The 26,859-nt window shown below is 62.4% G+C and carries 26 protein-coding genes and 1 pseudogene; 17 read left to right on the top strand and 10 right to left on the bottom strand.

Annotated elements, in window-relative coordinates; all coding sequences use genetic code 11:
- The first annotated feature begins 43 nt into the window (after positions 1–43).
- On the top strand, positions 44–415 hold the full coding sequence (locus OS035_RS25970) for a hypothetical protein (RefSeq protein WP_183779244.1): 372 nt from the start codon (positions 44–46) through the stop codon (positions 413–415).
- Between the two features lie 75 nt (positions 416–490).
- Here OS035_RS25970 and OS035_RS25975 read toward each other — a convergent pair whose 3' ends face one another.
- The 4 genes and pseudogenes from OS035_RS25975 to OS035_RS25990 form a co-directional block, all read right to left on the bottom strand.
- A complete protein-coding gene (locus tag OS035_RS25975) occupies positions 491–895 on the bottom strand; it encodes a TfoX/Sxy family protein (RefSeq protein WP_183779246.1) in 405 nt (134 codons plus the stop codon).
- Positions 888–1,250 (bottom strand): nuclear transport factor 2 family protein, encoded by a 363-nt coding sequence (locus OS035_RS25980; RefSeq protein WP_183779248.1) that lies wholly within the window; start codon positions 1,248–1,250, stop codon positions 888–890. The genes OS035_RS25975 and OS035_RS25980 overlap by 8 nt, the downstream gene beginning before the upstream one ends.
- On the bottom strand, positions 1,247–1,828 hold the full coding sequence (locus OS035_RS25985) for a TetR/AcrR family transcriptional regulator (protein WP_310806955.1): 582 nt from the start codon (positions 1,826–1,828) through the stop codon (positions 1,247–1,249). The genes OS035_RS25980 and OS035_RS25985 overlap by 4 nt, the downstream gene beginning before the upstream one ends.
- A gap of 171 nt (positions 1,829–1,999) precedes the next feature.
- Positions 2,000–3,053, bottom strand: a pseudogene (locus tag OS035_RS25990) (GlxA family transcriptional regulator).
- A gap of 162 nt (positions 3,054–3,215) precedes the next feature.
- Between OS035_RS25990 and OS035_RS25995 the strand changes: the two are divergent.
- The 6 genes from OS035_RS25995 to OS035_RS26020 all read left to right on the top strand — a co-directional run bounded on the left by OS035_RS25995 (position 3,216) and on the right by OS035_RS26020 (position 8,714).
- Entirely contained in the window at positions 3,216–4,094 is an 879-nt protein-coding gene (locus tag OS035_RS25995; RefSeq protein ID WP_097624721.1) for an ABC transporter substrate-binding protein, read from the top strand.
- A gap of 80 nt (positions 4,095–4,174) precedes the next feature.
- Positions 4,175–4,927 carry an amino acid ABC transporter ATP-binding protein gene (locus OS035_RS26000; protein ID WP_097624722.1) on the top strand — a complete coding sequence of 251 codons (753 nt, stop codon included), beginning with the start codon at positions 4,175–4,177 and terminating at the stop codon, positions 4,925–4,927.
- Between the two features lie 5 nt (positions 4,928–4,932).
- On the top strand, positions 4,933–5,592 hold the full coding sequence (locus tag OS035_RS26005; RefSeq protein ID WP_183779255.1) for an amino acid ABC transporter permease: 660 nt from the start codon (positions 4,933–4,935) through the stop codon (positions 5,590–5,592).
- The gene (locus OS035_RS26010) at positions 5,589–6,248 is read left to right on the top strand and encodes an amino acid ABC transporter permease (RefSeq protein WP_097624724.1); all 660 of its coding nucleotides are present in this window, start codon (positions 5,589–5,591) and stop codon (positions 6,246–6,248) included. The genes OS035_RS26005 and OS035_RS26010 overlap by 4 nt, the downstream gene beginning before the upstream one ends.
- A gap of 17 nt (positions 6,249–6,265) precedes the next feature.
- The gene (locus OS035_RS26015) at positions 6,266–7,489 is read left to right on the top strand and encodes an Atu1372/SO_1960 family protein (protein ID WP_097624725.1); all 1,224 of its coding nucleotides are present in this window, start codon (positions 6,266–6,268) and stop codon (positions 7,487–7,489) included.
- 1 nt (position 7,490) lies between these two features.
- On the top strand, positions 7,491–8,714 hold the full coding sequence (locus OS035_RS26020; protein ID WP_183779257.1) for an FAD-dependent oxidoreductase: 1,224 nt from the start codon (positions 7,491–7,493) through the stop codon (positions 8,712–8,714).
- Positions 8,715–8,728: 14 nt separating this feature from the next.
- Here OS035_RS26020 and OS035_RS26025 read toward each other — a convergent pair whose 3' ends face one another.
- Together OS035_RS26025 and OS035_RS26030 are read right to left on the bottom strand one after the other, a co-directional pair.
- On the bottom strand, positions 8,729–9,205 hold the full coding sequence (locus OS035_RS26025; RefSeq protein WP_097624727.1) for an RbsD/FucU family protein: 477 nt from the start codon (positions 9,203–9,205) through the stop codon (positions 8,729–8,731).
- Complete coding sequence (locus OS035_RS26030; protein ID WP_097624728.1) at positions 9,189–10,436, bottom strand: ROK family transcriptional regulator; 1,248 nt, start codon at positions 10,434–10,436, stop codon at positions 9,189–9,191. The genes OS035_RS26025 and OS035_RS26030 overlap by 17 nt, the downstream gene beginning before the upstream one ends.
- Before the next feature lie 225 nt (positions 10,437–10,661).
- Between OS035_RS26030 and OS035_RS26035 the strand changes: the two genes are divergently transcribed.
- The 7 genes from OS035_RS26035 to OS035_RS26065 all read left to right on the top strand — a co-directional run bounded on the left by OS035_RS26035 (position 10,662) and on the right by OS035_RS26065 (position 17,527).
- Positions 10,662–11,681 carry a sugar ABC transporter substrate-binding protein gene (locus OS035_RS26035; protein ID WP_097624729.1) on the top strand — a complete coding sequence of 340 codons (1,020 nt, stop codon included), beginning with the start codon at positions 10,662–10,664 and terminating at the stop codon, positions 11,679–11,681.
- A 156-nt stretch (positions 11,682–11,837) separates the two neighbouring features.
- Positions 11,838–12,902, top strand: coding sequence for an ABC transporter permease (locus tag OS035_RS26040; RefSeq protein WP_064836250.1), 1,065 nt, complete (start codon positions 11,838–11,840; stop codon positions 12,900–12,902).
- A 2-nt stretch (positions 12,903–12,904) separates the two neighbouring features.
- Positions 12,905–13,687 (top strand): ATP-binding cassette domain-containing protein, encoded by a 783-nt coding sequence (locus tag OS035_RS26045; RefSeq protein WP_097624730.1) that lies wholly within the window; start codon positions 12,905–12,907, stop codon positions 13,685–13,687.
- On the top strand, positions 13,684–14,316 hold the full coding sequence (locus tag OS035_RS26050; RefSeq protein ID WP_097624731.1) for a nucleoside triphosphate hydrolase: 633 nt from the start codon (positions 13,684–13,686) through the stop codon (positions 14,314–14,316). The genes OS035_RS26045 and OS035_RS26050 overlap by 4 nt, the downstream gene beginning before the upstream one ends.
- A 73-nt stretch (positions 14,317–14,389) precedes the next feature.
- Positions 14,390–15,430, top strand: coding sequence for a dihydroorotase (gene pyrC, locus OS035_RS26055; protein WP_183779259.1), 1,041 nt, complete (start codon positions 14,390–14,392; stop codon positions 15,428–15,430).
- Positions 15,431–15,610: 180 nt separating this feature from the next.
- Positions 15,611–16,789: a GGDEF domain-containing protein gene (locus OS035_RS26060; RefSeq protein WP_331814228.1), complete on the top strand. Its 1,179-nt coding sequence runs from the start codon at positions 15,611–15,613 to the stop codon at positions 16,787–16,789.
- Between the two features lie 201 nt (positions 16,790–16,990).
- Positions 16,991–17,527 (top strand): glyoxalase superfamily protein, encoded by a 537-nt coding sequence (locus tag OS035_RS26065; RefSeq protein WP_097624734.1) that lies wholly within the window; start codon positions 16,991–16,993, stop codon positions 17,525–17,527.
- Between the two features lie 197 nt (positions 17,528–17,724).
- Here the strand turns inward: OS035_RS26065 and OS035_RS26070 are convergent, their stop codons facing one another.
- Complete coding sequence (locus OS035_RS26070; protein ID WP_097624735.1) at positions 17,725–18,207, bottom strand: anthrone oxygenase family protein; 483 nt, start codon at positions 18,205–18,207, stop codon at positions 17,725–17,727.
- Positions 18,208–18,307: 100 nt separating this feature from the next.
- Between OS035_RS26070 and OS035_RS26075 the strand changes: the two genes are divergently transcribed.
- The 3 genes from OS035_RS26075 to OS035_RS26085 all read left to right on the top strand — a co-directional run bounded on the left by OS035_RS26075 (position 18,308) and on the right by OS035_RS26085 (position 20,714).
- The gene (locus tag OS035_RS26075; RefSeq protein WP_331814229.1) at positions 18,308–18,964 is read left to right on the top strand and encodes a TetR/AcrR family transcriptional regulator; all 657 of its coding nucleotides are present in this window, start codon (positions 18,308–18,310) and stop codon (positions 18,962–18,964) included.
- A 71-nt stretch (positions 18,965–19,035) separates the two neighbouring features.
- Positions 19,036–19,725, top strand: coding sequence for an orotate phosphoribosyltransferase (locus tag OS035_RS26080; RefSeq protein WP_331814230.1), 690 nt, complete (start codon positions 19,036–19,038; stop codon positions 19,723–19,725).
- A gap of 62 nt (positions 19,726–19,787) precedes the next feature.
- Positions 19,788–20,714, top strand: a complete 927-nt coding sequence (locus OS035_RS26085) for a carbohydrate kinase family protein (RefSeq protein WP_331814231.1) — start codon at positions 19,788–19,790, stop codon at positions 20,712–20,714.
- A 298-nt stretch (positions 20,715–21,012) separates the two neighbouring features.
- Here the strand turns inward: OS035_RS26085 and otsA are convergent, their stop codons facing one another.
- The 3 genes from otsA to OS035_RS26100 form a co-directional block, all read right to left on the bottom strand.
- A complete protein-coding gene (otsA, locus tag OS035_RS26090) occupies positions 21,013–22,422 on the bottom strand; it encodes an alpha,alpha-trehalose-phosphate synthase (UDP-forming) (protein ID WP_331814232.1) in 1,410 nt (469 codons plus the stop codon).
- 438 nt (positions 22,423–22,860) lie between these two features.
- Complete coding sequence (gene pgi / locus OS035_RS26095; protein ID WP_331814233.1) at positions 22,861–24,486, bottom strand: glucose-6-phosphate isomerase; 1,626 nt, start codon at positions 24,484–24,486, stop codon at positions 22,861–22,863.
- 492 nt (positions 24,487–24,978) lie between these two features.
- A complete protein-coding gene (locus OS035_RS26100) occupies positions 24,979–26,679 on the bottom strand; it encodes a long-chain fatty acid--CoA ligase (RefSeq protein ID WP_097624741.1) in 1,701 nt (566 codons plus the stop codon).
- Positions 26,680–26,859 lie beyond the last annotated feature (180 nt).

Here is a 26,859-nt window from a genome sequence, read left to right on the forward strand (position 1 = left end):
CCTTCCTCCAAGATGTGCCGCTGGGCCTAGAGTGGAACAATATATGGCTGGATCGATCGTGCAGGGAAACTGGTGCAAGCGCTTGGCGGCATCTTTGGTCGTCATCCCGCTATGCGGCTGCGATACTGTGACCCAGCATTTTGCCGATTTTGAATTGAGGGGCGACTATAAAGCGATAGCCAACTGTGCAACCAAGTATCTGTCCAGCGATCATTGGCTTCGAGAAGACCACGACGATGCCAAGCAAGTGAGGTTCCTTCAGTTTCCGCCAGGTAAATTGCAGGCCGTCATAGAGGTTGTTGGATCGGGAGCAGGGCGGACCCACGTCAGCGTCTCGGAGTGGTCGATAGGAGGCGGCATGGCTGATCTGTATGGGAGCTATTTCACCTACTGTGAATCGACGATCGCTGGATGACTTGCCGCGAGACCGAGTCTTCGGGAATCCGCGCTCTTTGACTTACGCACGCTGCCGCATGCTGATGCGCCCGCACTATCGATCATCAGCCTTTCCAAGTCTCTTTCTCGGGGCGACGGGGAGGGTCGTGTTTGAGCGTTTGCGGGCGGGCCGGGGGGTCGCGTCAAATGCGCGATCAGAGCACCTGCGCAGCAGCGAGGGATCGTCGATCACATGCGCCGGCACCGCGTAGTAGCGGCGAACCGTCACATCCCTGCCGGCAGCGCGGTAGCTGAACGGTTCCGAGCCATCTGCCTCGAACTCCGCGCGCATCGCGGCGTCGACGCGCAGATACAACGTGCCCTTCATGACGAATCCGAACTGCGCGCCGTTTCGGACGAGGGCGGATCCGCCGAAGAACCGCCTTACATCGATGGCGCCCGGTGGGGCGATCTGGCTCGCAAATTCGAGCGCCAACTGGCGTGTCGCCTCGCTAGTCATGGGGCTGCCCCGCCGAAGGATCAAAGAAGCCGGTGATCGCGCTGAGCCGGCCATCGGACATCGCCGCGAAGCTTGTCCCCGTCTGCAGGACGGTCTCGTCGTCGTGGCGCAGTTCCCAGCGTGCCAGCGAACGTTCATTGTGATGGAGGACACTCAATATTATGAACCTGCCTGCCGGCATACTCTCCTTGAAGCCGGCCATGTAAGCCGAGAGGCCGGCTCGCCCGGCGATCGCTCCATTCGGATCGCAATAGGTCACATCGTCGGCGAGGCATGCCAACATTTCCGGCTCGCGTGCGTCAGCGTCCAGCGACCAGATGGCCGCATATCGATTCCATAGCGCCTCAGGCGTCATAACAGTGTCTCCAGTTGATTGAATTCGTCTTCGATCGCCTGCAGCAGGCTGGCTTTGTCTTCGCCGCCGCGAATAAGCACGAGTAGGCCTTGATAGAGGGCAAGAAGACGGACGGCTGTCCGGTCCGCCTTGGCTTCGTCCGCGTCTCGAGCCACATTCGACGACTCGCCGAGCCTCGAGCGGAACGTGCTGCGAAGAAGACCGAGCGCTGCCTCTACACGGGGATGCGTTTTGACGTCACCGCCAAATTCCACAGCCATGTTGGTGATCAGGCAGCCGAGGGAGCCATTGTCGGGCTCATGCAGCAGTGAAAGGAACAGTTCGCGCAAGCCTTTAAGGCCGCTCCCCGGCGGCGCAAATCGCTCGAGCCGCCCCTCCAGGACCGCCCGATTGTAATGTCTGAACGCCGCGTCGAAGAGCCCGGCCTTGTCGCCGAAGGCGTGATAGATGCTCCCGCCTTTGAGGCCCGTAGCCTCTTCCAGGTCTCGGATCGACGCACCTTGATAGCCGTGCTTGCGAAAGACGTGCATCGCCCCCTTCAACACCGCCTCCTCATCGAATTCCCGCGTTCTGCCCACACTCGCCTCGATTCTTTATTGATCATTCTAGAATGACCGATCAAGAATGCGAGTGCAAGACCTTTCGTAAACTTTCACCAATCATGCCTCCGATGTCGCTGACGAGATGGGCAACGTGACGAGATTAAGGATTCCGTCGCGGATAGGCCGCGTAGCCGAAATCGAAATCCCTTATCTCAATTGCCGCGGCGACTGGTTGAATTTCTGGCGGAAAGCCGTTGCGAAATGTGCGGCATCCGAAAAGCCGGTCTCGAAGGCGATCTGCGTCATCGAGAGCGTGCTGTTCTCCACCAGAAAGCGGGCATAACGCAGGCGGGTCTCGATGATGAACCGCTTCGGGGTCATGCCGATGCCTTGCTGGAACAGGCGCCCGAACTGACGCGGCGACAGCCCGATCATGCTGGCTGCCTGCTCGGGTGATACGTCGCGGCCCTTGCGGCTCTCGATCAAAACGACCGCGCGCTGAATGCGGGAATCCTCGACATGTCGAAAGCTGGAAACCCGGCCTTGGTCGAAAGCGCTCAAGCCCTTGTGCTCGGTCAAAGACAGCTGGTGAACTGCCTTGGCCGCCCGGTCGGGGCCGCAATGGGTGCCAATGAGTTCCGTCATCAACGACAGGATCGAGACGCCGCCGGGAACGGTGATGCGGCCGTTCTCGATCAGGAAGTCGTCGCGCGTCGAGAATGCCTGGCGCGGAAAGGCGATCTTGAAATCCTCCGCATGGAAGGGATGAACGGAGGCTTTGCGCCCGGTCAGCAGGCCCTCTTGGGCGAGTACGAAGACGCCGGTGCAGACGCCGATCACCGGGACTCCGGCGGATGCGGCGACCCGAAGGTAGTCGCGATGCTTGCTGGGTGCTGCGCGTAGATGCGGCAGGAGACCGCCGATGACGGCGATATAGTCGAAGTCCGTCGGGTTGATATAGGGCGCATCGGCCTGCACGCGGATGCCGCAGCTCGCCACTGCGGCGTGGCCCGGCGCTCCCATGATCGACCAGCGGCAATGCAGGGGTCGGGAGTTGTCGGCAAAATCGGCCGCATGCCGCAAGGGCTCGACGATCCCGGTCAGCGACATCATCGAAGCTCGGCCAGAGCAGAATGCCAATGGAGAGATCGGCCTTGCGGTCTCGGGCGGCCAAAAGCCGTTCGGCCCACAATCCATCGAGCCAGCGGACATAGTCCGGCTCGATGGCCGGTGCATCTGAAGGGGTGGCGTCTGTGCTCATGGCGGCCGATCTTAAGTCAGCCATGTCGCTATTTCAAAGAAAATGTCCGATTTCTAAAATTCAACGCCGCCTTTCGGTGGCAAGCTCTCTCTCGTCGAACTCGACATCCGGCGACAAGACCCACCGGACCGGGGAACCAAAAACAAATCAAGGATCAGAACAATGGCACTTTCTCTTTCGAGAAGGGTGGTGATGTGCGCGCTGCTGGCAGGCAGCTTCATGGCATCGGCACCGCTCGCAAACGCATTCGAACTTGCCGAGCAGGGCAAGCTGACGGTCGCCTTTACGGGAGACATGCCGGGCTCCGGCTGGCAGGACGGCAAGCTGATCGGCTACGATGGCGAGATCATGCAGCGCATCGCCGACAAGCTCGGCCTCAAGATACAGCCGGCGCTGATGGAATGGTCGGGTACGATCGCCTCCGTGCAATCTGGTCGCGTCGACGTGATGCTCGGCACGATGGGCTGGACCGAGAAGCGTACGAAGATCATGACGTTGTCCGAGCCGATCCATTATTTCAAGAACGGCATCATGCAGTCGAACAAGACCAACTGGGATAAGCTTTCCGACCTGGAAGGCAAGAAGGTCGGCACGATCACCGGCTTCTCCTTTGTCCCGGAACTGAAGATGATCAAGGGCATTGAGCTCTCGCTCTACGACACATCCGACGCTGCCGTGCGCGATCTTATTGCCGGGCGTATCGATGCCGTCATCGGCGACCCCCCGGTGGTTTCCTACGCCATCAAGCAGAACCCGGATTGGAACATGCACTTCCTTGCCTTCACGGATAACAGCGCGGATTTCCCGCTGCTCACCGGGCTCGGTCAGGTCGTCTATGGTCTCAACCAGAAGAACGACGATCTGCGTCAGAAGATGGACGCGATCATCGCCGATATGTGGAAGAGCTGTGAGATGAAAGAGATCGGCGCACGCTACGGATTGTCCGCCGATGTCTGGTTCAAGCCGGTGGGTGCAAACTTCCGTGCCGGCGTCGACCGCCCCGGCGATTACAAGCTTCCCTCCTGCGCAGCCGGCGGCTGACCGGGCTGACGGATGAAGGCTGCGGCAAGCGGCCTTCATCCGACCTCTTCGCCACGACACAACAGCATAAGGAAACTGCGATGAATGCGCTTTTGAGCGTGGCGGGCCTGCGCAAGAGTTATGGCCCTGTCGAAGTCCTGAAGGGGATCGATTTTACCGTCGCGCCCGGTGAGAAGATTGCCCTGATCGGCCCCTCGGGCTCCGGGAAATCGACCTGTCTGCGCTGCATGAATTTTTTGGAGAAACCGAGTGCCGGTGAGATCTGCCTCGATGGCGAGCGGATCGGCGTTCGCAACGGCCAGGTGATGAGAGATCGGCAGCTTGCGCCACAGCGCGCCGAGATGGGCATGGTCTTCCAGCTCTTCAATCTCTGGCCGCATCTCTCTGTGACGGAAAACGTTGCGATCGCGGCACGCAAGGTCCGCGGCCTGTCTGCCGGCGAGGCGCGCGAATTGGCCCTGGAGATGTTGGCGAAAGTGCACATGACGCACCGCGCCGATGCCTCGCCGCTGGAGCTGTCCGGCGGCCAGCAGCAACGTGTGGCCATCGCGCGGGCGCTCGCCCAGAAGCCGAAACTCATGCTTTTCGACGAACCGACTTCAGCTCTGGATCCCGAACTGGTCCATGAAGTTCTGAAAGTGATGGAAGAGCTCGCCGCCGAAGGACGCACGATGCTGATCGTTACGCACGAGATTGCCTTTGCCCGCGACATCGCTGACCGGGTGCTGTTCCTCGACGGCGGAAAGATCGTCGAGGCCGGGCCGGCGCGCCAGGTCATTACCGCGCCGCGCGAGGCACGCACGCAAGCCTTTCTCAACAAGATCCGGCACTAGGCGCCATGAGCGGATTCTCGCTATTCCTCTCCGTCGTTAATGGGCTCGCCGCCGGGCTTGAGGTAACCGTCCTGGTGACGCTGGCCTCGCTGGCTTTTGCAACCGGCGTCGGCTTCCTCCTCGCCCTCGTCAGGCAATTCACCGCCATCAGGGTCGTCAATCTGGCGATCGACGCCTATTGCGAAATCCTCTGCAACGTGCCGGCCCTGACGCATCTGTTCATCCTCTATTTCGGGCTTGCCAGCATCGGCGTGAGGCTGACCTCGATTGCTGCCGCCATTCTGGGTCTCGGACTGATCGGCGCAGCCATTACCTCATCGATCTTCCGTGCTGGTTTCGCCTCTTTACCAAAAGGCCAGGCGGAGGCGTCGCTTGCTGCAGGTCTGACGCCGCTCCAGACGATTTTCGAAATTTTGACGCCGCAGGCCATGCGGATCGCGCTGCCGGCGCTCGGGAATTACGCGGTGCAGCTCCTCAAGGACACCTCAGTCGTCTCGGCCATCGCGGCGCCTGAAATCATGTTCTTCGCCCGCTCCATGGTCACCTCGTCCTTCCAGACAACGATGATCTACGCGACGGCGGCGGCACTCTATCTGCTGCTGAGCCTGCCATTGATGCAGGCGACGCGATTCCTCGAAAGACGTTACGGGAGGCTGAAAGGATGATCGGGTTTTTCGCACCCTACCGCGACTATGGTGGCGAATGGCTGCCCTTGTTGTTGCGGGCAATGGTGAATACGGCAGTGCTTTCCGTATGTGCCTTTGCTCTGGCGCTCGTGCTCGGTTTGCTGCTTTCGCTGTGCCAGAGATCAGATTTCCAGGCGTTACGGCATTTCGCGGCCCTTTATGTGACGGTCGTGCGCGGCGTGCCGCTGCTCGCGGTGCTGTTTCTGCTTTACTTCGGCCTGCCCGGCATTGGGATCGTCTTCGATGCTTTCGGCGCGGCGATCGCAGGTTTGGCGCTGTGTTTTGCGGCTCAGATCGCCGAACTCTTCCGGGCCGGGCTGAAGGCGATCCCGGCGGGGCAGCGCGAGGCGGCCCTGGCTGTCGGTCTCACGCCGGTTCAGAGCTTCCGGCTGATCATCTTCCCGCAGGTCGTCCGCGTCATCCTGGCGCCGATGATCGTCACCTTCGTCGCGCTTCTCAAGGATTCCTCGCTTGCGTCGCTGATCACCGTCAACGAACTGGTTCTGACCGGCCGGGCGATGGCGACCGAGTATTTCCTGCCGCTGCAGATCTATGTGGCGGTCGGCCTCTGCTACTTCGCGATCGCCTGGCCGTTTTCTGTCTTCTCCCGCCGGCTTGCCGTGCCCGCCCGCTAAATCATAAGGTTCAGACCATGACCACCGATATGACCGTTGCCGCGGTCACCGCGTTTCCCGCCGCGCCGGCACGTAAGGCCCGCCCCCTCATTCTCATAACGCCCGATCTCGACGAGACGCCGCAACAGCCGACGGAATGCGAATATGTGGTGCGCTCGAACTATGCCGAGGCCATCACCAGCGCCGGCGGGGTGCCGCTGATCCTGCCCTATGACGCCGAAAACATCGAGGCGGCGCTGGCGCTTGCCGATGGGATCGTCCTGACCGGCTCCCGGCCGGGGGCCGAAGTGGCCGATCGGCGCCGCGACTTCGAGCGTCAGCTGGTGGCCAAGGCGCTGACGGCAGGCAAACCGCTGCTCGGTATCTGCCATGGAATGCAGCTGATCGGCGAGTGCCTCGGCGGCGAGTTCCTCAGCGAGCTTCCGGCCGCCGGCATTTCGCACATCCCGCAGGACCTGCCCGATGAACTGGCGCACGAGATCATCGTCGAGCCGGGCAGCCTGCTTGCCGGCTGGGTCGGGACGGGGCCGACCCGGGTCAACAGCCTGCATCGCCATGCGCTGTCCGGTCACGGGCGCTTTCGCATCATCGCGCGGGCACCCGATGGGATCATCGAGGCATTCGAGGGCGAGACCGAGGCATTTTGCCTGGGGATCCAGTGGCATCCGGAATACCGTCTGACGGCCCTCGATCTGGAAATTCTCAAGGCTTTCGTCGCGCGCAGCGCCGAAGCCGGCAAAAGCAGAAGGGCTGATCCCGGCATGAGCGCAAGCGATGCCGTGCACAGGCGTCTTGCCGTCCTCGGCCTCAGTTTACCGGAAGCCGCAATGCCGCCCGGGGCTTTCGCCGGCGCTGTGCGAACCGGCAATATCGTCACCATGTCCGGTCAGGTGCCGGTGACCGGTGGAGCTGTTCGGCGAACCGGTCGGCTCGGGGCGGATGTCTCGATCGAGGAGGGCCGCGAATGCGCGCGGATCTGCCTTCTCAACCTGCTTGCTCAGCTTGAGCGCGCCGGTGGTGGGTTCGACAAGGTGCGCGGCTTCGTGCGGCTTGCGGGCTATGTTGCCGCAACGGATGATTTTACCCGCCATGGGGCGGTCGTCGACGGCGCGTCCGAGCTGCTGCGCGATCTGTTTCCGGATCGGTGGGAGCACGCCCGCATTGCGATCGGCGTGTCATCTCTTCCGCGGGGCGTTCCGGTCGAAATCGAGCTGACCGCGCTTGTGGGAAGCGAGGTCTGACATGGCGCGCATCGCAGTCATCGGCGCAGGCGTGATCGGCGTTTCCTCGGCCTATCTTTTGGCCAAGGCAGGGCACGATGTGACGCTTATCGATGCAGCAGCCGAACCCGGCAGCGGCGCCAGCGCCGGCAATGCCGCGCAGCTCTCCTGGGCCTATGGCGATGCGATGGCATCTCCCGGGCTGCTCAGGCATCTGCCGGCCATCGCTCTCGGCCGCGACCCCGCCTTCCGGATTCGCTGGCAGCTCGACCCGGATTTTTTTCTCTGGGGGCTGCGCTTCCTCGCCAACGCGTCATTTTCGCGATGGTGGAGCAATACCCGGGCCATTCTGGAACTCGCCGGAGAGTCCCGCCGCGAACTCGCATTGCTGGTGGCGGAAACCGGTCTGTCCTTCGACTACCGGCTTGCGGGAAAGCTGCATCTCTATCCGGATCAGCGTAGCTTTGCCGCGGCCCAATCAGCCGTCTCACGGAAAAATGCACTCGGATTCGAGCAGCAGATGCTCTCGAACGCGGAAGCCCAGGAGATCGAGCCTGCCCTTGCCGGCTACCAAGGCGAAATCGCCGGTGCGGTCTACACGCCGGGTGATGCGCTCGGCGATGCAGCCGGCTTTTGCCGTCAGCTGACACACCATATTGCACAGCACCACCGGGTGTCGCTGCTCTTCGGCCGGAAAGTGGCGGGCTTCTCACGAGAGGCGGACAGGCTTGCGGCCGTGAGGTTCGACGACCGGGAGGAACTCGCGGTCGATACCGCCGTCGTCGCTGCGGGCGCTCAGGTCCGTCTGCTTGCCGCGGAGCTGCCGGAGGTCCGCCCGGTGCGTCCGGTGAGAGGCTATTCGCTGACCGTGCCGCGGACCGCTGCCGCACCCGCCATCAGCCTCACCGACGTAAAACGCAAGCTGGCTTTCGCATCGATCGGGGATCGTTTCCGCGTTGCCGGTCTTGCCGATATCGACCGCCCGGGCGCGGGCTTCGACCCGGCGCGTTTCGAAGCGCTGCGCGGCGCAGCCGTCGGCGTCCTGCCGGCCCTCTTCAAGAACAGCGTCGTTCTGATGCGCTGGTCGGGCGAGCGGCCGATGACCCCGTCATCCCGCCCGATCATCAGGCCCTGCGAGCATCTGAAAGGTGTTTACATCAACACCGGCCACGGAATGCTCGGCTGGACCTTGGCATTGGGCTCGGCCCGAAAAATGGTGGACCTGATCGCCACACAGACGAGATGATGACTAGACGATAGCTAGTAAACGAACGGATCCACCCCGGCCGCCGACGGTGTGCCCGGTTCTTTCGGATAGATCACGCCCTTGCGCAGGATGATGTTGGCATAGAGCCTGGGTTCGCTGGTCTGGATCACCGCATGGGCGGCCTTCACCCGGCCGTAGAAATCCGGGCCGACGAGCGGCACCACCGGCCGGTGCGGCTCGTGACGGGCGCAGCAGTCGATCATCTCCTCATGCACCGGGTCGAGCTTGTCGCGCTCAGCCTTGACGGTCGAGCGGAAGATCGCTTCCGGCACGAAATCGTCGATCGGCAGCACGCTGAGCACGGCATTGAGGACCGGGATCAGGTGGTGGCCGTCGAGCCGGATCAGCCGGCGCGCATGTTCGACGCCCGGATAATTGCCGTCGACGATGGCGATCTCGTCGCCGTGGCCCATGGCCCGAAGCGTAAAAAGCAGCTCCGGGCTCAACAGCGGATCAAGTCCTTTCAGCATTGTCTACCTCCTTGAAGAGTACGTTCTGGTCGGTGAGGTAACGCGCAAAGATCGGCAGGCTGGCGCCGCCGATGGCGCGCGCCTGGGCGCCGACCGCGCCCTCGATGATTTCGGGCATGACGACGCCCTGCAGGTCGAGCTTGGCGGCTTCGTCGATGGTGGCCTGCACCACGCGGCTGCGCACCCAATGGGGAAAACCGCCGTCGATCACGGCGGCGCTGAAATCGACGATCGAGGCGGCCGCGACGATCGCCTGCGCCAGCGCCTTGGCGCTGTCCTGGATCCAGGTCTCCATCGGCTCGCCGAAATCCACCCAGTCGTCGGCCGAATACCACAGCGGCTCGGGATCGATGCCGCGCTCGCGCAGCATGTTTTCGAGCACAAAGATCGAGGCGATTTCGAGCAACTGCATCGTCTCGCCGTTCTTTCCCCGCACCGGCAGGGGGCCGATTGCGCCGGCTGTGCCGGTGCGGCCGGAAAAGATCGCCGAGTTGAGTACGATGCCGCCGCCGATGAAGGAGCCGATGAAGAAATAGACGAAATCCGGGTAGGACGGCCCGACACCGAAGACCAGTTCGGCCCCGCAGGCGCTGGTCGCATCGTTCTGCATGAAGACCGGATGGGAGACGCGCGCGGCGATGTCGGCCTGCAGGTCGACATCGCGCCAGACCTCCATGGCTCCAGGCGGCGCGCCCACCTCTTCGGCCCAGTTCCAGAGTTCGAAGGGGGCGGCGATGCCGAGGCCGGCAATGCGGCCGCGCTGCTTGTCGTCGAGCCGGTCTTCGAGTTCCTGGATGCCCGAAGTGACGAAGGCGAGGATTTCTTCCGGCAGCGGATAGGCATAGGTGCGGTGCAGCTGCATGCGGATACGGCCGACGAAATCCATCAGCACAAGATCGGCGCTGCGCCGGCCCATCTTCAGGCCGAAGGAATAGACGGCGTCGGCATTGAGATGCATAGGGATCGACGGCTGTCCCACACGGCCGCGCACCGGCGCCCCGCGCGACAGCAGACCTTCCTTCTCAAGCACCCGCATGATCACCGAGACGGTCTGGGCCGACAGTCCGCTGCGGCGCGCGATATCGGCCTTCGACAGCGCACCGTAGAGACGCACCAGCGACAGCACGAGCCGTTCGTTATAGGCCCGGACCCTGACCTGGTTCGCACCTCCGGCCGGATTTAGAATTGGCGGCGGGACCGGCGTGTGTTCCGGTCCATCCAAAGACGACATGGCCGCTCCTCCCGATTGTTGGCCTATGCCCAATTCGATCGAGCATGCCACATCGAATTAATAATTCAATTGGATTTATTTATTGACAAGCCGATTTCTTTCGCTCTTAATTGCCCTCGTCAAGGGCACGGGACGGCTTTGGAAGCTTAACAATCCACGGCGAAGTGTCATATCTTAAAATTCCGGCCCGCACGGGCGGCGCCGGCAAACTCTGGGAGGAGTTCCATGAAGAAATCTGTTCTCGCTTTCGGCGCGCTCGCGCTTGGTGTCACCTTTTCCGCCCCCGTCATGGCGGCGGACGTTGCCGCCTGCCTGATCACCAAGACCGACACCAACCCCTTCTTCGTCAAGATGAAGGAAGGTGCGACGGCCAAGGCCAAGGAACTCGGCGTTTCGCTGAAGTCCTATGCCGGCAAGATCGACGGTGACAGCGAAAGCCAGGTGGCAGCGATCGAAAGCTGCATCGCCGACGGCGCCAAGGGCATTCTGCTCACGGCTTCGGACACCAAGGGCATCGTGCCTGCGGTCAAGAAGGCCCGCGACGCCGGCCTGCTGGTCATCGCTCTCGACACGCCTCTCGAGCCGGCCGATGCCGCCGACGCCACCTTCGCCACCGACAACTTGCTCGCCGGCAAGCTGATCGGCCAGTGGGCCAAGGAAACGCTGGGCGACAAGGCCAAGGACGCCAAGGTCGGCTTCCTCGACCTGACGCCGTCGCAGCCGACGGTCGACGTTCTCCGTGACCAGGGCTTCATGATGGGCTTCGGCATCGACCCGAAGAATCCGGACAAGATCGGCGACGAAGACGACAAGCGCATCGTCGGCCACGACGTGACCAACGGCAACGAGGAAGGCGGCCGCAAGGCGATGGAAAACCTTCTGCAGAAGGATCCGGGCATCAACGTCATCCACACGATCAACGAGCCGGCCGCTGTCGGCGCCTATCAGGCGCTGAAGGCCGTCGGCATGGAAAAGAACGTGCTGATCGTCTCGGTCGATGGCGGTTGCCCGGGTGTGAAGTCGGTCAAGGAAGGCGTCATCGGCGCCACCTCGCAGCAGTATCCGCTGCTGATGGCGTCGCTCGGCATCGAGGCGATCAAGAAGTTCGCCGATAGCGGCGAAAAGCCGAAGCCGACCGAAGGCAAGTCCTTCTTCGACACCGGCGTCTCGCTCGTCACCGACAAGCCGGTTTCCGGCGTCAAGTCGATCGACACCAAGGAAGGCACGGACAAGTGCTGGGGCTGAGCCCAATCTCTTGAAACTAGAGCGGCCGGGGCTTGATCCCCGGCCGTTTTCGACGGACGATGTACCGTCGCCCCCACGAACCGGCTCAGAATAGACCGGAAGGATATCGGTGACGGCCCCCGTGCGAGTTCGGCGCACGGATGCGGAGGAGGAACCATGACCGGAACTCAGGAATTCGAACGTGTCCTCGACGGCAGCGACAAGAGCGTCGCCTCCTTCGAGCACCAGGACGTCTCGCTGATCAAGCGCGCCCAGCATTTTCTGCACTCGACGCCGGCCGCCGTGCCGCTGATCGTGCTGGTGCTGGCGATCATCATCTTCGGGGCAACGATCGGCGGACGGTTCTTCTCGTCCTATACGCTGACGCTGATCCTGCAACAGATCGCCATCGTCGGCATTCTCGGCGCCGCCCAGACGCTGGTCATCCTGACCGCCGGCATCGATCTTTCGATCGGCGTCATCATGGTGATCTCGGCTGTCATCATGGGCAATGTCGCCATCACCTACGGCATACCGACGCCGATCGCCGTTATCGGTGGTCTCCTTGTCGGCGGGCTCTGCGGCTTGCTGAACGGCTTCCTCGTCGCCTTCATGAAGCTGCCGCCCTTCATCGTCACGCTCGGCACCTGGAATATCGTCATGGCGACGAATTTCATCTATTCCGCCAATGAGACGATCCGCGACACCGATGTCGACGAACAGGCGCCGCTGCTGCATCTTTTCGCTGCGAGCTTCAGGCTCGGCAGCGCCGTGCTCACCCTCGGCGTCATCGCCATGGTGCTGCTCGTCCTCTTGCTCTGGTATGTGCTCAATCACACCGCCTGGGGCCGGCACGTCTATGCGGTCGGCGACGATCCTGAGGCCGCCAAGCTCTCCGGCATCCAGACCAAGAAGGTGCTGCTCACCGTCTACACCATCTCGGGCGTCATCGCCGCCTTCGCCGCCTGGGTTTCGATCGGCCGCAATGGCTCGATCTCGCCGTCCTCGGCGGTCACCGACTATAACCTGCAGGCGATCACCGCGACGGTGATCGGCGGCATCTCGCTCTTCGGCGGCCGCGGCTCCATTCTCGGAACGCTGTTCGGCGCGATGATCGTCGGCGTCGTGTCGATGGGCCTCAATATGCTCGGCGCCGACCCGCAATGGAAAGTCCTTTTGACAGGCGTGCTGATCATCGCCGCCGTCGCCATCGACCAGTGGATCAGAAAGGTTTCGGTGTAATCATGGCTCGCGAACCCCTTCTCACCGCCCGCGGTCTCGTCAAGCGCTACGGCCGCGTGACCGCGCTCGACAATGCCGATTTCGATCTTTACCCGGGCGAAATCCTCGCCGTCATCGGCGATAACGGCGCCGGCAAGTCTTCGCTGATCAAGGCGATTTCAGGCGCCGTCACCCCCGACGAGGGGGTGATCACCCTCGAAGGCAAGCAGGTGCAGTTCCGCTCGCCGATGGAAGCCCGCGAGGCCGGTATCGAAACCGTCTATCAGAACCTGGCTCTGTCGCCGGCGCTGTCGATCGCCGACAACATGTTCCTCGGCCGCGAGATCCGCAAACCGGGCGTGCTCGGCTCGATGTTCCGCATGCTCGACCGGCCGGCCATGGAAAAGCTGGCGCGCAACAAGCTCTCCGAACTCGGCCTGATGACCATCCAGAACATCAACCAGGCGGTGGAGACGCTCTCGGGCGGCCAGCGCCAGGGTGTCGCGGTTGCCCGTGCCGCCGCCTTCGGCTCCAAGGTCATCATCATGGACGAACCGACGGCAGCCCTCGGCGTCAAGGAAAGCCGCCGCGTGCTGGAGCTGATCCTCGACGTGCGCGCCCGCGGCCTGCCGATCGTGCTGATCTCGCACAACATGCCGCATGTCTTCGAGGTTGCCGACCGGATCCATATCCACCGCCTCGGCCGCCGCCTGACAGTGATCGATCCGAAGGAATATACCATGTCCGACGCCGTCGCCTTCATGACCGGCGCCAAGGCAGTGCCGACGGAGCCCGTTGCGGCATGACGGTCAGCACCGAGGAAATCGCCGGCGAGGTCATCAACCGCGCCGGTGATGCCAGACGCTTCCTCATCGGCATTGCCGGCCCGCCGGGTTCCGGCAAGTCGACCATGGCCGACAATCTGGCGGCGGCGTTGAAGGCCAGAGGCGAAAGCGCCGCGGTCCTGCCGATGGACGGCTTCCACATGGACAACGCCATCCTGATCGAACGCGGCCTCTTGGCCCGCAAGGGCATTCCCGAGACCTTCGATGTCCGCGGTTTCCTCGATATCGTCCGCGCCGTCAGGCCGGCCGATCAGGAGGTTCTCGTGCCGGTCTTCGACCGCTCCCGCGAACTGGCCATCGCATCGGCCCGGCCGATCGATCCGAACGACCGTTTCATCATCGTCGAGGGCAACTATCTGCTCTTCACAGAGGGAAAATGGGCTGAACTCGACGGGATCTTCGATTACACGATCATGCTGGCGCCGCCGATGGAGGTGCTCGAGGAGCGGCTCTGGGCGCGCTGGCGGGGTTATAATCTGAGCGAGGAGGCCGCCAGCGCCAAGGTCTACGGCAACGACCTGCCGAACGGCCGGCTGATCCTCGAAAACCGCCGTCCGGCCGATGTGACGCTGGAGATCGCGCTGGCGTAAGGCCGCGACGATTGTTTTCACCTGAGGTATAGTGCTATCGAGGCCCGCAGACGCATCGCTTCGGAGGCCTGCCATGCAAACGATCACCATCCGCCGCCCTGACGACTGGCACCTGCATCTGCGCGATGGCGCCATGCTCGAAGGCGTGATCGCCGATACGAGCCGCACCTTCGCCCGCGCCATCATCATGCCCAATCTGGTGCCGCCCGTCGTCACCACGGCGGATGCGACGGCCTATCGCGAGCGTATCCTGAAAGCCCTGCCGGCCGGTCATCGCTTCCAGCCGCTGATGACGCTCTATCTCACCGAACACACGAGCCCGGACGATATCGAGGTCGGCGCAAAAAGCGGCCTGATCACCGCCGTCAAGCTCTATCCCGCCGGAGCCACCACCAATTCGCATGGCGGCGTGCGCGACATGGAAAAGGCGATGCCGGTGCTGGAGCGCATGGCTGCGATTGGCCTGCCCCTCTGCGTCCATGGCGAAGTGACGACGCCTGAGGTTGATATCTTCGATCGCGAAGCCGTCTTCATCGACACCGTGCTCGATCCGCTGCGCCGGCGCCTGCCCGAGCTGAAGGTGACGATGGAGCATGTGACGACATCGGACGGCATCGATTACATCAAAGGCGCCAAAGGCAATCTTGCCGGCTCCCTTACCACCCATCATCTGATCATCAACCGCAACGCCATCCTCGTCGGCGGCATCCGCCCGCATTATTATTGCCTGCCGGTCGCCAAGCGCGAGAGCCATCGCCTGGCACTGCGTGCCGCCGCCGTGAGCGGTGACGCCCGCTTCTTCCTCGGCACCGATTCCGCCCCGCATGTCGATCCGCTGAAGGAATGTGCCTGCGGCTGCGCCGGCATCTACACCTCGATCAACACGATGAGCTGCCTGGCGCATGTCTTCGAGGAGGAGGGCGCGCTGGACAGGCTCGAAGCCTTCACCTCGCTCAACGGACCGGCCTGGTACGGGCTTCAGCCGAACGAGGAGCGCATCACCCTGTTCAAGCAGGCCGAGCCGGTCGTTTTTCCCGCCAAGATAGAAACGGGCGCCGGTCCGGTGACGGTGTTCGATCCGATGTATCCGCTGCATTGGCACGTCGTGGCGTAGGTGTTGCAGCCCGCGTAATCAATTTTAAATAGAATATTCATTAAAGTTGTGCGCCGACGTTAGGCGCATAACATTTTCATTGTGCAATGCATCATTTGTTAACGGATGCATAAGACATTTCTCACGCGGACATAGGCTGCCGATCATCCGGCGGGAAACCACCTGCGGAGGCTGAAAAGCATGATGCTTGACTATAACTCCCTCTTGCTGGCGCTCGGCGTCTCGACGGCATGCCTTGCCGTGACCTTGATGGGCGGCTGGCTCGTCCGCCGAGTCGAAACCGTGCTGCTCACCGCCACCGTCGGCCTGGTCTTCGTCGTCAGCGGCATTTTTGTCTACAGCGCCTACGTGGACAGGCCGGAGATAGGGTTTGGCATTGCCAATTTCGTACTGTTCCATGCCGGTTTCGCCACCATCTGGGGTGCCGGCCGACAGTTTCTCACCGGCCGTCTGCCCTTGCCGGGCATTGCGATCCGCGCCGTGGCGGCGATGACCTTCTCCATCGTGCCGCTGATATTGGGTTATGACGGCTTGGCCTTCATCGCTGACAATGTTGCCATTGCCCTGCTGCTCTTTGCCACCGCCCGGCAATACTGGCTCGCCCGCGCCGAGGCGCCGGCGCCGATCCTCGGGATCACGGCGCTCTATACGCTGACGGGGATCTCCTTCGTGCTTTGCGCCGCCGTGCTGATCTCCGACGGCAAGCTGGTGCTCGGCAAGGCGCCGAGCAACTGGGCCGAAGATCTGAGCCTTGCCGTCTGCATCGCCGGCATGACCGGGATCGGCGCCCTGTCGCTGGCGCTGCATCAGTGGCGGCTTGCCGCCCGCCATCGTCTCGAGGCGATCACCGATCCGCTGACCGGGCTGCTCAACCGCCGCGCCCTGTTCGATCAATACGGCACGCGCCCGATGGGCTCGACCACCGCCGTCATCGTCTTCGATATCGACCACTTCAAATCGGTCAACGACCGCTTCGGCCATGCGAGCGGCGACCGAGTGATCAAGGCCTTCGCCGGCGAACTCGCCACCCATTGCCGCGCCGGTGACATCGCCGCACGGTTGGGCGGTGAGGAGTTCGCGCTGGTGCTGAAGGAAACCATGCCCGGCCGGGCCGAACTGGCGGCCGAGCGCATCCGCGAGGCTTTCGAGGCGCGCGAGATCGATATCGATGACGAGGTGCTGAAATGCACCGTCAGCGTCGGCGTTGCGCCCGGGCGCGCCAAGAGCCTGGATTTCGACGCCATGCTGAGTGCCGCCGACAAGGCGCTCTACGCCGCCAAGCGGGGCGGTCGCAACCGGGTCGAGCTTGCCGGCCACCTGCAGGCGGTTCCGGTCGAGGCGTCGCGCACGGCGTCTTGATTCCTGACCTCTCCCCTCATAATATCGCCCCTGGCCGGATGCGGCCAGCCGCCCCGCGACGCCCGACGTTTGACAGTTTGGCGTTATGGTGAATGCATCCAAACCATCCTTCACATCCCTTGCCGTTTGGCGATCGATGGCGAACGGGTCAGCAGACGCGGGCACTGATCGTCCTGTTTGCCGCCGATGGAAGGATGACATATGCGCGATTTTCGCGATGCCAAACTCATGGCAAAGACGTTGCGGCAGGCCCTTGCCGACCGCGACATTTCCCTCACCCACAGCGAGACGCTCGAAATCGTCGCCCGGCAATTCGGGCTCGAGCAATGGAATATCCTCTCGGCAAGGATCGATGCCGCGGGTGCGTCCCGCTCCGCAATCGGCATCGAGCCGCCGATGCCGATCTTCCGCATCTTCTCGGTGGAGAAAGCCATGGAGTTCTACTGCGGCTTTCTCGGTTTCCATCTCGACTGGGAGCATCGCTTCGGCGAGAATTTCCCGCTCTATTGCCAGGTCTCCCGCGATGGCATGGCGCTGCACTTGAGCGAACATTCCGGCGACGCCAGCCCCGGCGCCAAAGCATTCGTCCGCGTCGCCAATGTCCGGGCCTACCACGCCGAGCTCGCCGGCAAGGACTACCGCTACATGAAGCCCGGCGTGGAGGAAGCCCCCTGGGGCCTGGAGATGACCGTCACCGACCCCTTCAGCAACCGCATCGCCTTTTGCGAGCAGAGATAGGCGCGGGCGCTGGACTCCCTCCTCTCCCCAGCGGCGAGAGGATGGCCCGAAGGGTCGGATGAGGGGGCTACACGGGCACAGCATTTATTGCCCTTCGCGTGCGCTCCGTGCATTCGGGCTTTGCCGCTCACCCCCTCAACCGCCTGCCGGCACCTTCTCCCCGCTGGCGAGAAGAGACGTGTCGCAATGCCGCCTTCTCAAACGACCATCAACGCCCTGACGAAGGCCATCGAAGCCAGCAGCGAGGCCACTGTCCGCACATGGTTCCACCACGTCCAGTCCCTGAGATAGGTCGCCCAGAGCCCGACTGCCTCCGGCCCGCTGCCGCTGACCTTTTCCAGCGCATCGTTCATAGGCACGTTGAAGATGATGGTCGAGAGGAAGGAGGCGAAGACATAGAGGGCGGCGCCTGTCAGCATCAGCGCGGATGCGCTGCCGCGCCAGTTCATCAGCGCCAGCACTGCGATGACGATGCAGAGGATTGCCGTCGGGACGAACAGCGCCATGAAGGGCGAGCGGACGATCGTCACGTTGATCGAGTTCATCGCCGCAATGCCCTGCTCGGCCGGGATGCGCGAGAAGGCGGTCATGATGAAGGTCGAGAAGGCGAAGAAGATGCCGGCGACGAGGCCGCTCCCGATGGCTGCGGCGACGAGCGAGAGGATGAGGACGAACTGCATGTCGAAGCTCCTTCCAAGGAACAAAACAAGAGAAACTCTCTTATTTGCAAAATGAGATAAACTCTCTTATTTTATTTGTCAACCGCCGAAGGAGCAGGGGATGTCGGAACAGCCGGTCGCAACGCGCAGGCGCAATCAGCAGCATTCCGGCCAGCCGCGCCGGATCCCGAGCCAGCAGCGCGGTCGTGACCGCTTCGAAAAGATCCTCGCCGTCGCCTCCGAGCTGATCGAAAGCCATGGCAGCGATGGCTTGAAGATGAGCGAGATCGTCGAAAGGGCCGGCCTCTCCTTCGGCGCGCTCTACCAATATTTTCCCGACAAGAGCGCGATCATCCGCACATTGACCGAGCGCTTCAACGAGGAGGGCAGGCGCTGCGTGGAGGCGGAACTGGCTGAGGTGACCGACGCTGCGGCGCTCACCGGCGCGCTTGCCAACATCGCCGACGAATATTACGCTTTTTTCCGCCGCGAGCCGGTGATGCGGGACATCTGGCATGCGACCCATACCGACAAGCAACTGCAGCAGATCGATGCCGAGGACATGGAATTCCATGCCCAGGCATTGCTCGCCGTGCTCGTCCGCCTGTGGCCGGAGCGTGACCGCAGCAAGCTTCTGGCGATCGCCCGGCTGACCATGCAGCTCATCGCCGCTGCCGTGCGTTATGCCGTTTCGCTGGATCCGGAGGAGGGCGATGCGGCGATTGCCCTCTTCAAGAAGATGCAGGGCCCCGATATCGGCCGTCTGTTGCTGGAATAGCCGCGCCTGCGTCTGGAAACGATGGGCTCTTGCTGCTATTGCCGGTGACACAAAGCTGAAGGAGAGCCCGCATGATCCAGACGACATTTCCCGACCGTGCCGTTATGGCCGAACTGGTGGCCAAGATGCTCTGGGAGATCAAGGCGGTGCATTTCAATGCCGCCCAGCCTTACAAACTTGCCTCCGGTATGGCGAGCCCGGTCTATATCGATTGCCGCAAGCTGCTCTCCTTTCCGCGCATCCGCTCGACGGTGATGGATTTCGCCGCCAGCACCCTGCTGCGCGATGCCGGTTTCGAGCAGTTCGATTGCATCGCCGGCGGCGAGACCGCCGGCATTCCCTTCGCCGCCCTGCTTGCCGACCGCCTCGGCCTGCCGATGATCTATGTCCGCAAACAGCCGAAGGGCCATGGCTGCAATGCCCAGATCGAAGGCAATATGCCGGAAGGGTCGCGCGTGCTGGTCATCGAGGATCTGACGACGGCCGGCGGCAGCATGTTCAAATTCATCGATGCGGTGCGGGCCGCGGGCGGCATTGTCGATCACGGCATTGCGCTGTTCTTCTACGGCATCTTCGGCCAACAGCGCTTTGACGACGGCAAGGTCCGGCTCCATCATATCGCCACCTGGCGCAATGTTCTGGCTGTTGCCAAGGAGCGGCAGCTGTTCGACGACAAGACGCTTGAAGAGGTCGAGGCTTTCCTCGATGCGCCGCTCGCCTGGTCGGGACGCAACGGTGGCGTCAGCGAGCTTTCGCTCTAAGCGGTTGACAAAAGCCCGCTTAATCGGTTGATGAACATATCAGTGCTGTTGGGAGAAATTCGATGATTTTGTGCTGCGGCGAAGCCTTGATCGACATGCTGCCGAGGGATACGACCCTTGGCGAAAAGGGCTTTGCGCCCTATGCTGGCGGCGCGATTTTCAACACCGCCATCGCGCTCGGCCGCCTCGGCATTCCCACTGCCTTCTTCACCGGCATCGCCGACGACATGATGGGCGAAATCCTGCTTGCGACGCTGAAGGCGAGCAATGTCGATTACAGCCCCTGCGCCATCACCCAGCGCCCCTCGACGATCGCCTTCGTCAAGCTCGTCAACGGCCAGGCGACCTATGCCTTCTACGACGAAGGCACGGCCGGCCGCATGATCACCACGGCCGACCTGCCGACCCTTGGCGACGATTGCGAAGCGCTGCATTTCGGCGCCATCAGCCTGATCCCGAGCCCCTGCGGCGAAACCTACGAAGCGCTGCTCGACCGCGAGGCAGCCAAACGTGTCATTTCGCTCGACCCGAACATCCGCCCCGGTTTCATCAAGGACAAGCCGGCGTATATGGCCCGCATCAAGCGCATGGCGGCAAAATCCGACATCGTGAAATTCTCCGATGAGGATCTCGACTGGTTCGGTCTTTCGGGCGACCACGACACGCTCGCCGCCCACTGGCTCGCCCACGGCGCCAAGCTCGTCGTCATCACCAAGGGCGCCGAAGGCGCCTGCGGTTATACCAGGGATCGCAAGGTGACGGTGCCGAGCGAACGCGTCACGGTCGTTGACACCGTCGGCGCCGGCGACACCTTCGATGCCGGCGTCCTGGCCTCGCTGAAGATGGACGGCCTGCTGACCAAGCCGCAGGTCGCCTCGCTCGACGAACAGGCGGTGCGCAACGCCCTGACACTGGGTGCGAAGGCGGCGGCCGTCACCGTGTCGCGTGCCGGCGCCAACCCGCCTTGGGCGCGTGAGATCGGGCTTTAAGGCAGGGCCCACCTCTCGATTCCCTCTTCCCCCAGCGGGGAGAAGGTGCCTGTAGGGCGGATGAAAGGGGCCGGCGAAGCCGGTCTTCACAACGCTGCTGCGGGATCGGCGGCGTTGGAATCGTTTCGACCTTGTTCAAGCCTAGAGCACGGCGTTTCGCGATAAGTTTTATATTGTTCCGGGCGGCCCCCTCATCCGCCTGCCGGCACCTTCTTCCCCGAGGGGGGAAGAGGATATGCCGCAACGTCTCGACATCCTGTCTCTCGCGCCAAGCGCGGGGGCGCGCCCGGCTGGTCGGTCAGGGCACGCCAGCCCCGCTCCGGTCGGAACTCGGAACGGTCACCAGGTCCCGCAGGAAATTTTCGCACCAGAGCGAGACGTCGTGCGAAAGCAGATGTTCCATCATCATGCTCCAGCGGTCACGGCGCTCCTCAAGCGACATGGCGAGCCCTCGCGCAATCGCATTGGCGGTGCCTTCGACATCGTAGGGATTGACCAGCAGCGCGCCCTTCAACTCCCTGGCCGCGCCGGCAAAGCGAGACAGCACCAACACGCCCGGGCGATCCGGATCCTGGGCGGCGACATATTCCTTGGCGACGAGGTTCATGCCGTCGCGCAGCGGCGTGACCAGCCCGATCGTCGCCAAGCGGAAGAGCCCGGCGAGCACATTGCGGCTGATCGATCGATTGACATAGCGGATCGGCACCCAGTCGACCGTGCCGATGGCGCCGTTGACGCGGCCGGCCTGTTCGGCGACCATCTTCTGCATCTGCTCGTATTCGGGAACTTCGGATCGCGATTTCGGCGTGACCTGCAGAAAGGTCACCTTGTTCTGGTAGGCCGGATTGCTGGCGATGAAGCGCTCGAACGCTTCCAGCCGCTCAATGATGCCCTTCGAATAATCGAGCCGATCGACGCCGATGATCATGTCGCGGCCTTCAATGCTGCGCCGGGTCTTCTGAACCATGACGTTGTTTGCGGCTTTTTCGGCGAAATCGGCGAATCCAGCGGTTTCGATGCCGATCGGATAGGCGCCGGCCTTGAAGACCCGCCCGTGCGAATCGAACAACCCGTTGCCGAGGTCGTCGCCGATGCCCTCCCTTCTGAGATAGCCCGCGAAGTTCTGCAGGTCGTAGTCGGTCTGAAAGCCGACGAGATCGTAATGCGAGAGCCCGCGCATGATTTCCTCGTGGACCGGCATGGTGACGAGAATGTCCGCCGGCGGCCAGGGGATATGCAGAAAGAAGCCGATCCGGTTCTTCAGCCCCATCTGGCGCAGTTCGGCCGCCAGTGGAATGAGGTGGTAATCGTGAACCCAGATAATATCATCAGGCTCGATCAGCGGCGCCAGCCGGTGTGCAAAGAAGCGGTTGACGCGGAAATAACCGGCCATTTCCTTCCGGCCATATTCGGCGAGATCCAGGCGGTAGTGGCAGATCGGCCAGAGAACGCGGTTTGCAAAGCCGCGATAGTATTCTTCGACGTCGGTGTCGGTGAGGTCGGTCAGGGCATAGGTGATGTTGCCCTTCTGCAGTTGTGACAGCGCGCCCGGTTCCCTGTCGCCACTCGACTCTCCCGACCACCCCATCCAGATGCCGCCGCGCTCCTGCAAGGCTGCCTGTAGCGCGACGGCAAGGCCGCCGGCAGCAGCACCCCCATCTTTGCTCGGCACGGGAACACGATTGGACACGACGACAAGACGGCTCATGGAGTTCCTTTGCCTGAGAGCGGTTCAGCTTTTTATGGAAGCGCCTGCTCATCGGCCGATGGGATTGATGGAACGGAGCGTCGTCCCAGGCTTGATAGGCCATGTCTTGGGAAGCAGCCCCTGCACAGAATTTGCTTAAATCTAGGGTGATTGCCGAGAAATGAAAGAATTCCTTCTATAATTTTCCATTAGAAGAACATTTCATCCGCTTCCGCACGACGAGCGTCTGTGCGGCGGCGCACCAGATCCTACTGATATCCGTTCAACATTTGCGGCTGTGATGATGATGTCGGCGCTCGTCGCGATGTCGGCCCGTGGATGGCCTGCGCGGGTCACAGCCCGCCGCGGGACGCCGCTCCCAGGAATGGGGCCGTCGGAGGACGGGCATAAACGTCTGCCCGGCCTCTTGCGTTAAGATGAGGCGGCTGCCTCGAGTGCTTACTTCGCGAGCTTCGACAGCGCTGCGACCAGCCCCTGCGTCGAGGAATCATGGCCAGCCGCGCTCTCCTTGCCCTCGACGACAGGCAGCAGGCCGGTCGCCAGTTCCTTGCCGAGCTCGACGCCCCACTGGTCGAAGGAGTTGATGCGGAAGAGCACGCCTTCGACGAAGACGCGGTGTTCGTAGAGCGCGATCAGGCGGCCGAGGGCGTAAGGGGTGAGCTTGTCGTAGACGAAGGTGATCGACGGCCGGTTGCCCTGGAAGACGCGGTGCGGGGCGATGAAATCGGCCTTCTTGTCGTCCATTCCTTTGTCGGTCAGCTGCTTCTTGGCTTCATCGAAGGTGCGGCCCTTCATCAGCGCTTCCGACTGGGCGAGAACGTTGGAGATCAGCAGCTGGTGCTGGTGGCGCAGCTCCGGCTCGAAGGCGTTGGCGGCGATCATGAATTCGGCGGGGATGATGCTCGTGCCCTGATGGATGAGCTGATAGAAGGCGTGCTGGCCGTTGGTGCCGGGCTCGCCCCAGACGACCGGCCCGGAATTGCCCTCGACCGGCGTACCGTCGATGGTCACACCCTTGCCGTTCGATTCCATGTCGAGCTGCTGCAGATAGGCAGGAAAGCGCGACAGGCGCTGGTCATAGGGCAGGATGGCGCGGGTGGGATAACCGAGCACATTGCGATGGTAGAAGCCGATCAGGCCGAGCAGCATCGGCAGGTTTTCGGCAACCGGCGCCTGACGGAAATGATTGTCGACGGCATGGGCGCCGTCGAGGAACTTGCCGAAATTCTCCGGGCCGACGGCGATCATCAGCGGCAGGCCGATCGCCGACCAGATCGAGTAGCGGCCGCCGACCCAGTCCCAGAAGCCGAAGACGCGGGCGCTGTCGATGCCGAAGGCGGCGACCTTGTCGAGCGCCGTCGAAACGGCGGCGAAATGGTGCTGCACGGCCGCTTCGCCGAGCGCCTTGGCGATGAAATTGCGCGCCGTCTGCGCATTGGTCATTGTCTCAACGGTGGTGAAGGTCTTCGAGGCGACGATGAACAGCGTCGTTTCCGGCTGAACCAGCTTGAGGATATCGGCGATATGGGCGCCGTCGATATTGGAGACGAAATGGGCGCGCGGGCCGTCATGGAAGGGAGCAAGCGCCAGCGTCGCCATCACGGGGCCGAGATCCGAGCCGCCGATGCCGATATTGACGACGTCGGTGATCGCCTTCCCGGTTGCACCCTTCAGCGCACCGGAGCGGACGCCGCCGGCGAATTTGCCCATGGCGGCCAGCACCGCGTTGACATCCGGCATGACGTCCTTGCCGTCGACCAGAACCGGCGTGTTGGAGCGGTTGCGCAGTGCAGTGTGCAGAACGGCGCGGTCCTCGGTGAAATTGATCGCCTTGCCGGAGAACATCTCCTCGCGCTTCTTCTCGACGCCGCCTTCTTCGGCGAGTTTCACCAGCAGCTTGAGGATGTCGTCGTTCACTGCCGTCTTGGAAAAATCCATCAGCAGGTCATCAAGCGAGACGGAGAAGCGCGAAAAACGCTTGGAATCGGCGGCGAAGGCCGCACGAAGATCGGTCGCCTTGGTGGCGGCGGCGGTGCTTTTCAGCTGTTCGACGATGGCGTTCATGGGAGGCTCCTTTGGAGGCGGAAAGGTTGCGGAAACTATTCGCTTTATCGGGCCTAAATCAAGTTCAGCCGCCGCTCCAATATGAAAAAAGCCACCCGCGGCAAGCGGCTGGCTTTTAGAGCCTTTCCTGGTCAGCTTGAAGCATTCTGCCGGAGCAGGTTTTCGTCAGGGCAGAGGCGATTGGCGATGGGCATACCGCAAGGTACGTCCGAGCCGATCGCCTCTGATCCTGGCGGAAACATGCCCGGCCCACCGGCCGCACCGCTTCGCCGTGGCGAAGCGATACGTGCGTCCGGCGCTTTAAAGTCTTGCAGATTTGCCTGGCAAATCTCCGGGAGGGTTGGCTGAAACGGGCCGGCTGATCGACCGGCCGGCTTGGCCGTAGAACTGGGCTACGACGCGCGCCGGCCGGTCGACCATCCGACTCCGTTTGAGCCAACAGAATGCTTCAATCTGACCAGGAAAGGCTCTAATTTCATCAGATCGTCAAACTCAGCCGCGCAGGTCCTTGCGCAGGATCTTACCGACCGGCGACTTCGGCAACTCGGTGCGGAATTCGATGAAGCGCGGGCGTTTGTAATTGGTGAGGTTGGCGATGCAATGGGCCTTCACCTCGGCCTCCGTCAGGTTCGGATCCTTCCTGACCACGAAGAGTTTGACCGCCTCGCCCGAATGCCCGTCCGGCACGCCGATGGCGGCTGCCTCGAGGATGCCTACATGCATGGCGGCGACCTCCTCGATCTCGTTCGGATAGACGTTGAAGCCCGAAACCAGGATCATGTCCTTCTTGCGGTCGACGATTTTGGTATAGCCGCGCGCATCCATGAAACCCATATCGCCCGAGCGGAAATAACCGTCTTCGGTCATCACCCGCGCCGTCTCCTCCGGCTTCTGCCAATAGCCGGCCATCACCTGCGGCCCGCGAATGCAGATCTCACCGACCTCGCCGAGCGGCAGCGATTTTCCGTCTTCGTCGCGGATATCGAGATCGGTTGAGGGCATCGGCAGGCCGATCGAGCCGGTGAATTCCGGCGAATCGAAGCGGTTGGCTGTGGCGACCGGCGATGTCTCGGAAAGGCCGTAGCCCTCGGTCACCGCCGTGCCCGTTATTTTCAGCCAGCGTTCGGCGACCGGACGCTGCACGGCCATGCCGCCGCCGAGCGACATGATCAGCGGGGAGAAATCGAGCTTGGCGAATTCGGCATTGTTCATCAGCGCATTGAACAGCGTGTTGAGGCCGGGAAAGATATGGACATCTGACTTGCCGAATTCCTTGACTAGACCGGGAATGTCGCGCGGATTGGCGATCAGGATATTGCGGGCGCCGAGAGACATGCCCATCAGCGAATTCACCGTCAGCGCGAAGATGTGGTAGAGCGGTAGGGCGCAGAGGAAATTCAGCACCTCGGGCTGTTTCTTGCGCTCGAAGGCCGATCTGAGCCAGAGCGACAGCTGCAACTTGTTGGCAAGCAGATTGGCATGCGTCAGCACCGCGCCCTTGGCAACGCCCGTCGTGCCGCCGGTATATTGCAGGAAAGCAATATCACCGCCGGCAAGCGTGACCGGCTGCAGGGTTTTATTCGCCCCTTCGCGCAGCACTTGGCCGAAGCTCTTGTGCTGCGGGATCGACCAGGAGGGAACGAGCTTTTTCACCTTGCGCACTGCGAAATTGACGATCAGCCCCTTCAGCCCCAGCATTTCGCCGAGCGAGGTGACGACGACATGGCGAAGGTCGGTCTTGTTCAGGACCTGCTCCACCGTGCGGGCGAAATTCTCCAGCACGAAGATCGCCTTGGCGCCGGAATCGCGCAGCTGATGTTCGAGTTCGCGCGGCGTATAGAGTGGGTTGACGTTGACGACGACGAGACCGGCCCTGAGGATGGCATAGGTGGCGACCGGGTTCTGCAACACGTTCGGCATCATCACCGCGACGCGGTCGCCCTTTTGAAGGCCCGTGCTCTGCAGCCAGGCGGCGACTTTGCGCGTCTGACTCTCCAGCTCGCGGTAGCTCATCGCCTTGCCCATGCTGGCAAAGGCGGTGCGGTCGGCGTAACGGGCGCAGGATTTTTCGAGCAGTTCCGCCAGCGAGGCATGTTCCGGCGGCGGAAGCTCGGCCGGAACCACATCCGGATAGGCGGCAAGCCAGGGTTTTTCAGGCTTGGCTCCGTTCGGATGGACGGAAATGCTGTTCATCGTGTCTCTCTCCCTTGCGGCCGCCGCGCCGACGATCGGTCGGCAGACTGACCGAAAGATCCTCCATCTTCCAGTCCGGCAGCTTATGCCATTGCTCGAATGGTTCAAGCCGAATGAAGCTATACTAACCTTGACGTAAACGTCAACATTCGCCGATTGCGCAATCGTGCCGGAGAGGGG

This window comes from Rhizobium sp. 268, from assembly GCF_036571585.1.
GTDB classification, from domain to species: domain Bacteria; phylum Pseudomonadota; class Alphaproteobacteria; order Rhizobiales; family Rhizobiaceae; genus Rhizobium; species Rhizobium redzepovicii.

Coding starts and splice junctions, on each gene's coding strand:
- OS035_RS26075 (WP_331814229.1), top strand. CDS start 18,308: ATGTCGGAACAGCCGGTCGCAACGCGCAGGCGCAATCAGCAGCATTCC.
- OS035_RS26070 (WP_097624735.1), bottom strand. CDS start 18,207: ATGCAGTTCGTCCTCATCCTCTCGCTCGTCGCCGCAGCCATCGGGAGC.
- OS035_RS26020 (WP_183779257.1), top strand. CDS start 7,491: ATGGCGCGCATCGCAGTCATCGGCGCAGGCGTGATCGGCGTTTCCTCG.
- OS035_RS25995 (WP_097624721.1), top strand. CDS start 3,216: ATGGCACTTTCTCTTTCGAGAAGGGTGGTGATGTGCGCGCTGCTGGCA.
- OS035_RS26005 (WP_183779255.1), top strand. CDS start 4,933: ATGAGCGGATTCTCGCTATTCCTCTCCGTCGTTAATGGGCTCGCCGCC.
- OS035_RS26030 (WP_097624728.1), bottom strand. CDS start 10,436: ATGTCGTCTTTGGATGGACCGGAACACACGCCGGTCCCGCCGCCAATT.
- OS035_RS26085 (WP_331814231.1), top strand. CDS start 19,788: ATGATTTTGTGCTGCGGCGAAGCCTTGATCGACATGCTGCCGAGGGAT.
- OS035_RS26100 (WP_097624741.1), bottom strand. CDS start 26,679: ATGAACAGCATTTCCGTCCATCCGAACGGAGCCAAGCCTGAAAAACCC.
- OS035_RS26010 (WP_097624724.1), top strand. CDS start 5,589: ATGATCGGGTTTTTCGCACCCTACCGCGACTATGGTGGCGAATGGCTG.
- OS035_RS26040 (WP_064836250.1), top strand. CDS start 11,838: ATGACCGGAACTCAGGAATTCGAACGTGTCCTCGACGGCAGCGACAAG.
- OS035_RS26015 (WP_097624725.1), top strand. CDS start 6,266: ATGACCACCGATATGACCGTTGCCGCGGTCACCGCGTTTCCCGCCGCG.
- OS035_RS26045 (WP_097624730.1), top strand. CDS start 12,905: ATGGCTCGCGAACCCCTTCTCACCGCCCGCGGTCTCGTCAAGCGCTAC.
- OS035_RS26035 (WP_097624729.1), top strand. CDS start 10,662: ATGAAGAAATCTGTTCTCGCTTTCGGCGCGCTCGCGCTTGGTGTCACC.
- OS035_RS25970 (WP_183779244.1), top strand. CDS start 44: ATGGCTGGATCGATCGTGCAGGGAAACTGGTGCAAGCGCTTGGCGGCA.
- pgi (WP_331814233.1), bottom strand. CDS start 24,486: ATGAACGCCATCGTCGAACAGCTGAAAAGCACCGCCGCCGCCACCAAG.
- OS035_RS26065 (WP_097624734.1), top strand. CDS start 16,991: ATGCGCGATTTTCGCGATGCCAAACTCATGGCAAAGACGTTGCGGCAG.
- OS035_RS26000 (WP_097624722.1), top strand. CDS start 4,175: ATGAATGCGCTTTTGAGCGTGGCGGGCCTGCGCAAGAGTTATGGCCCT.
- OS035_RS26050 (WP_097624731.1), top strand. CDS start 13,684: ATGACGGTCAGCACCGAGGAAATCGCCGGCGAGGTCATCAACCGCGCC.
- OS035_RS25980 (WP_183779248.1), bottom strand. CDS start 1,250: ATGACGCCTGAGGCGCTATGGAATCGATATGCGGCCATCTGGTCGCTG.
- OS035_RS26080 (WP_331814230.1), top strand. CDS start 19,036: ATGATCCAGACGACATTTCCCGACCGTGCCGTTATGGCCGAACTGGTG.
- OS035_RS26025 (WP_097624727.1), bottom strand. CDS start 9,205: ATGCTGAAAGGACTTGATCCGCTGTTGAGCCCGGAGCTGCTTTTTACG.
- OS035_RS26060 (WP_331814228.1), top strand. CDS start 15,611: ATGATGCTTGACTATAACTCCCTCTTGCTGGCGCTCGGCGTCTCGACG.
- pyrC (WP_183779259.1), top strand. CDS start 14,390: ATGCAAACGATCACCATCCGCCGCCCTGACGACTGGCACCTGCATCTG.
- OS035_RS25975 (WP_183779246.1), bottom strand. CDS start 895: ATGACTAGCGAGGCGACACGCCAGTTGGCGCTCGAATTTGCGAGCCAG.
- otsA (WP_331814232.1), bottom strand. CDS start 22,422: ATGAGCCGTCTTGTCGTCGTGTCCAATCGTGTTCCCGTGCCGAGCAAA.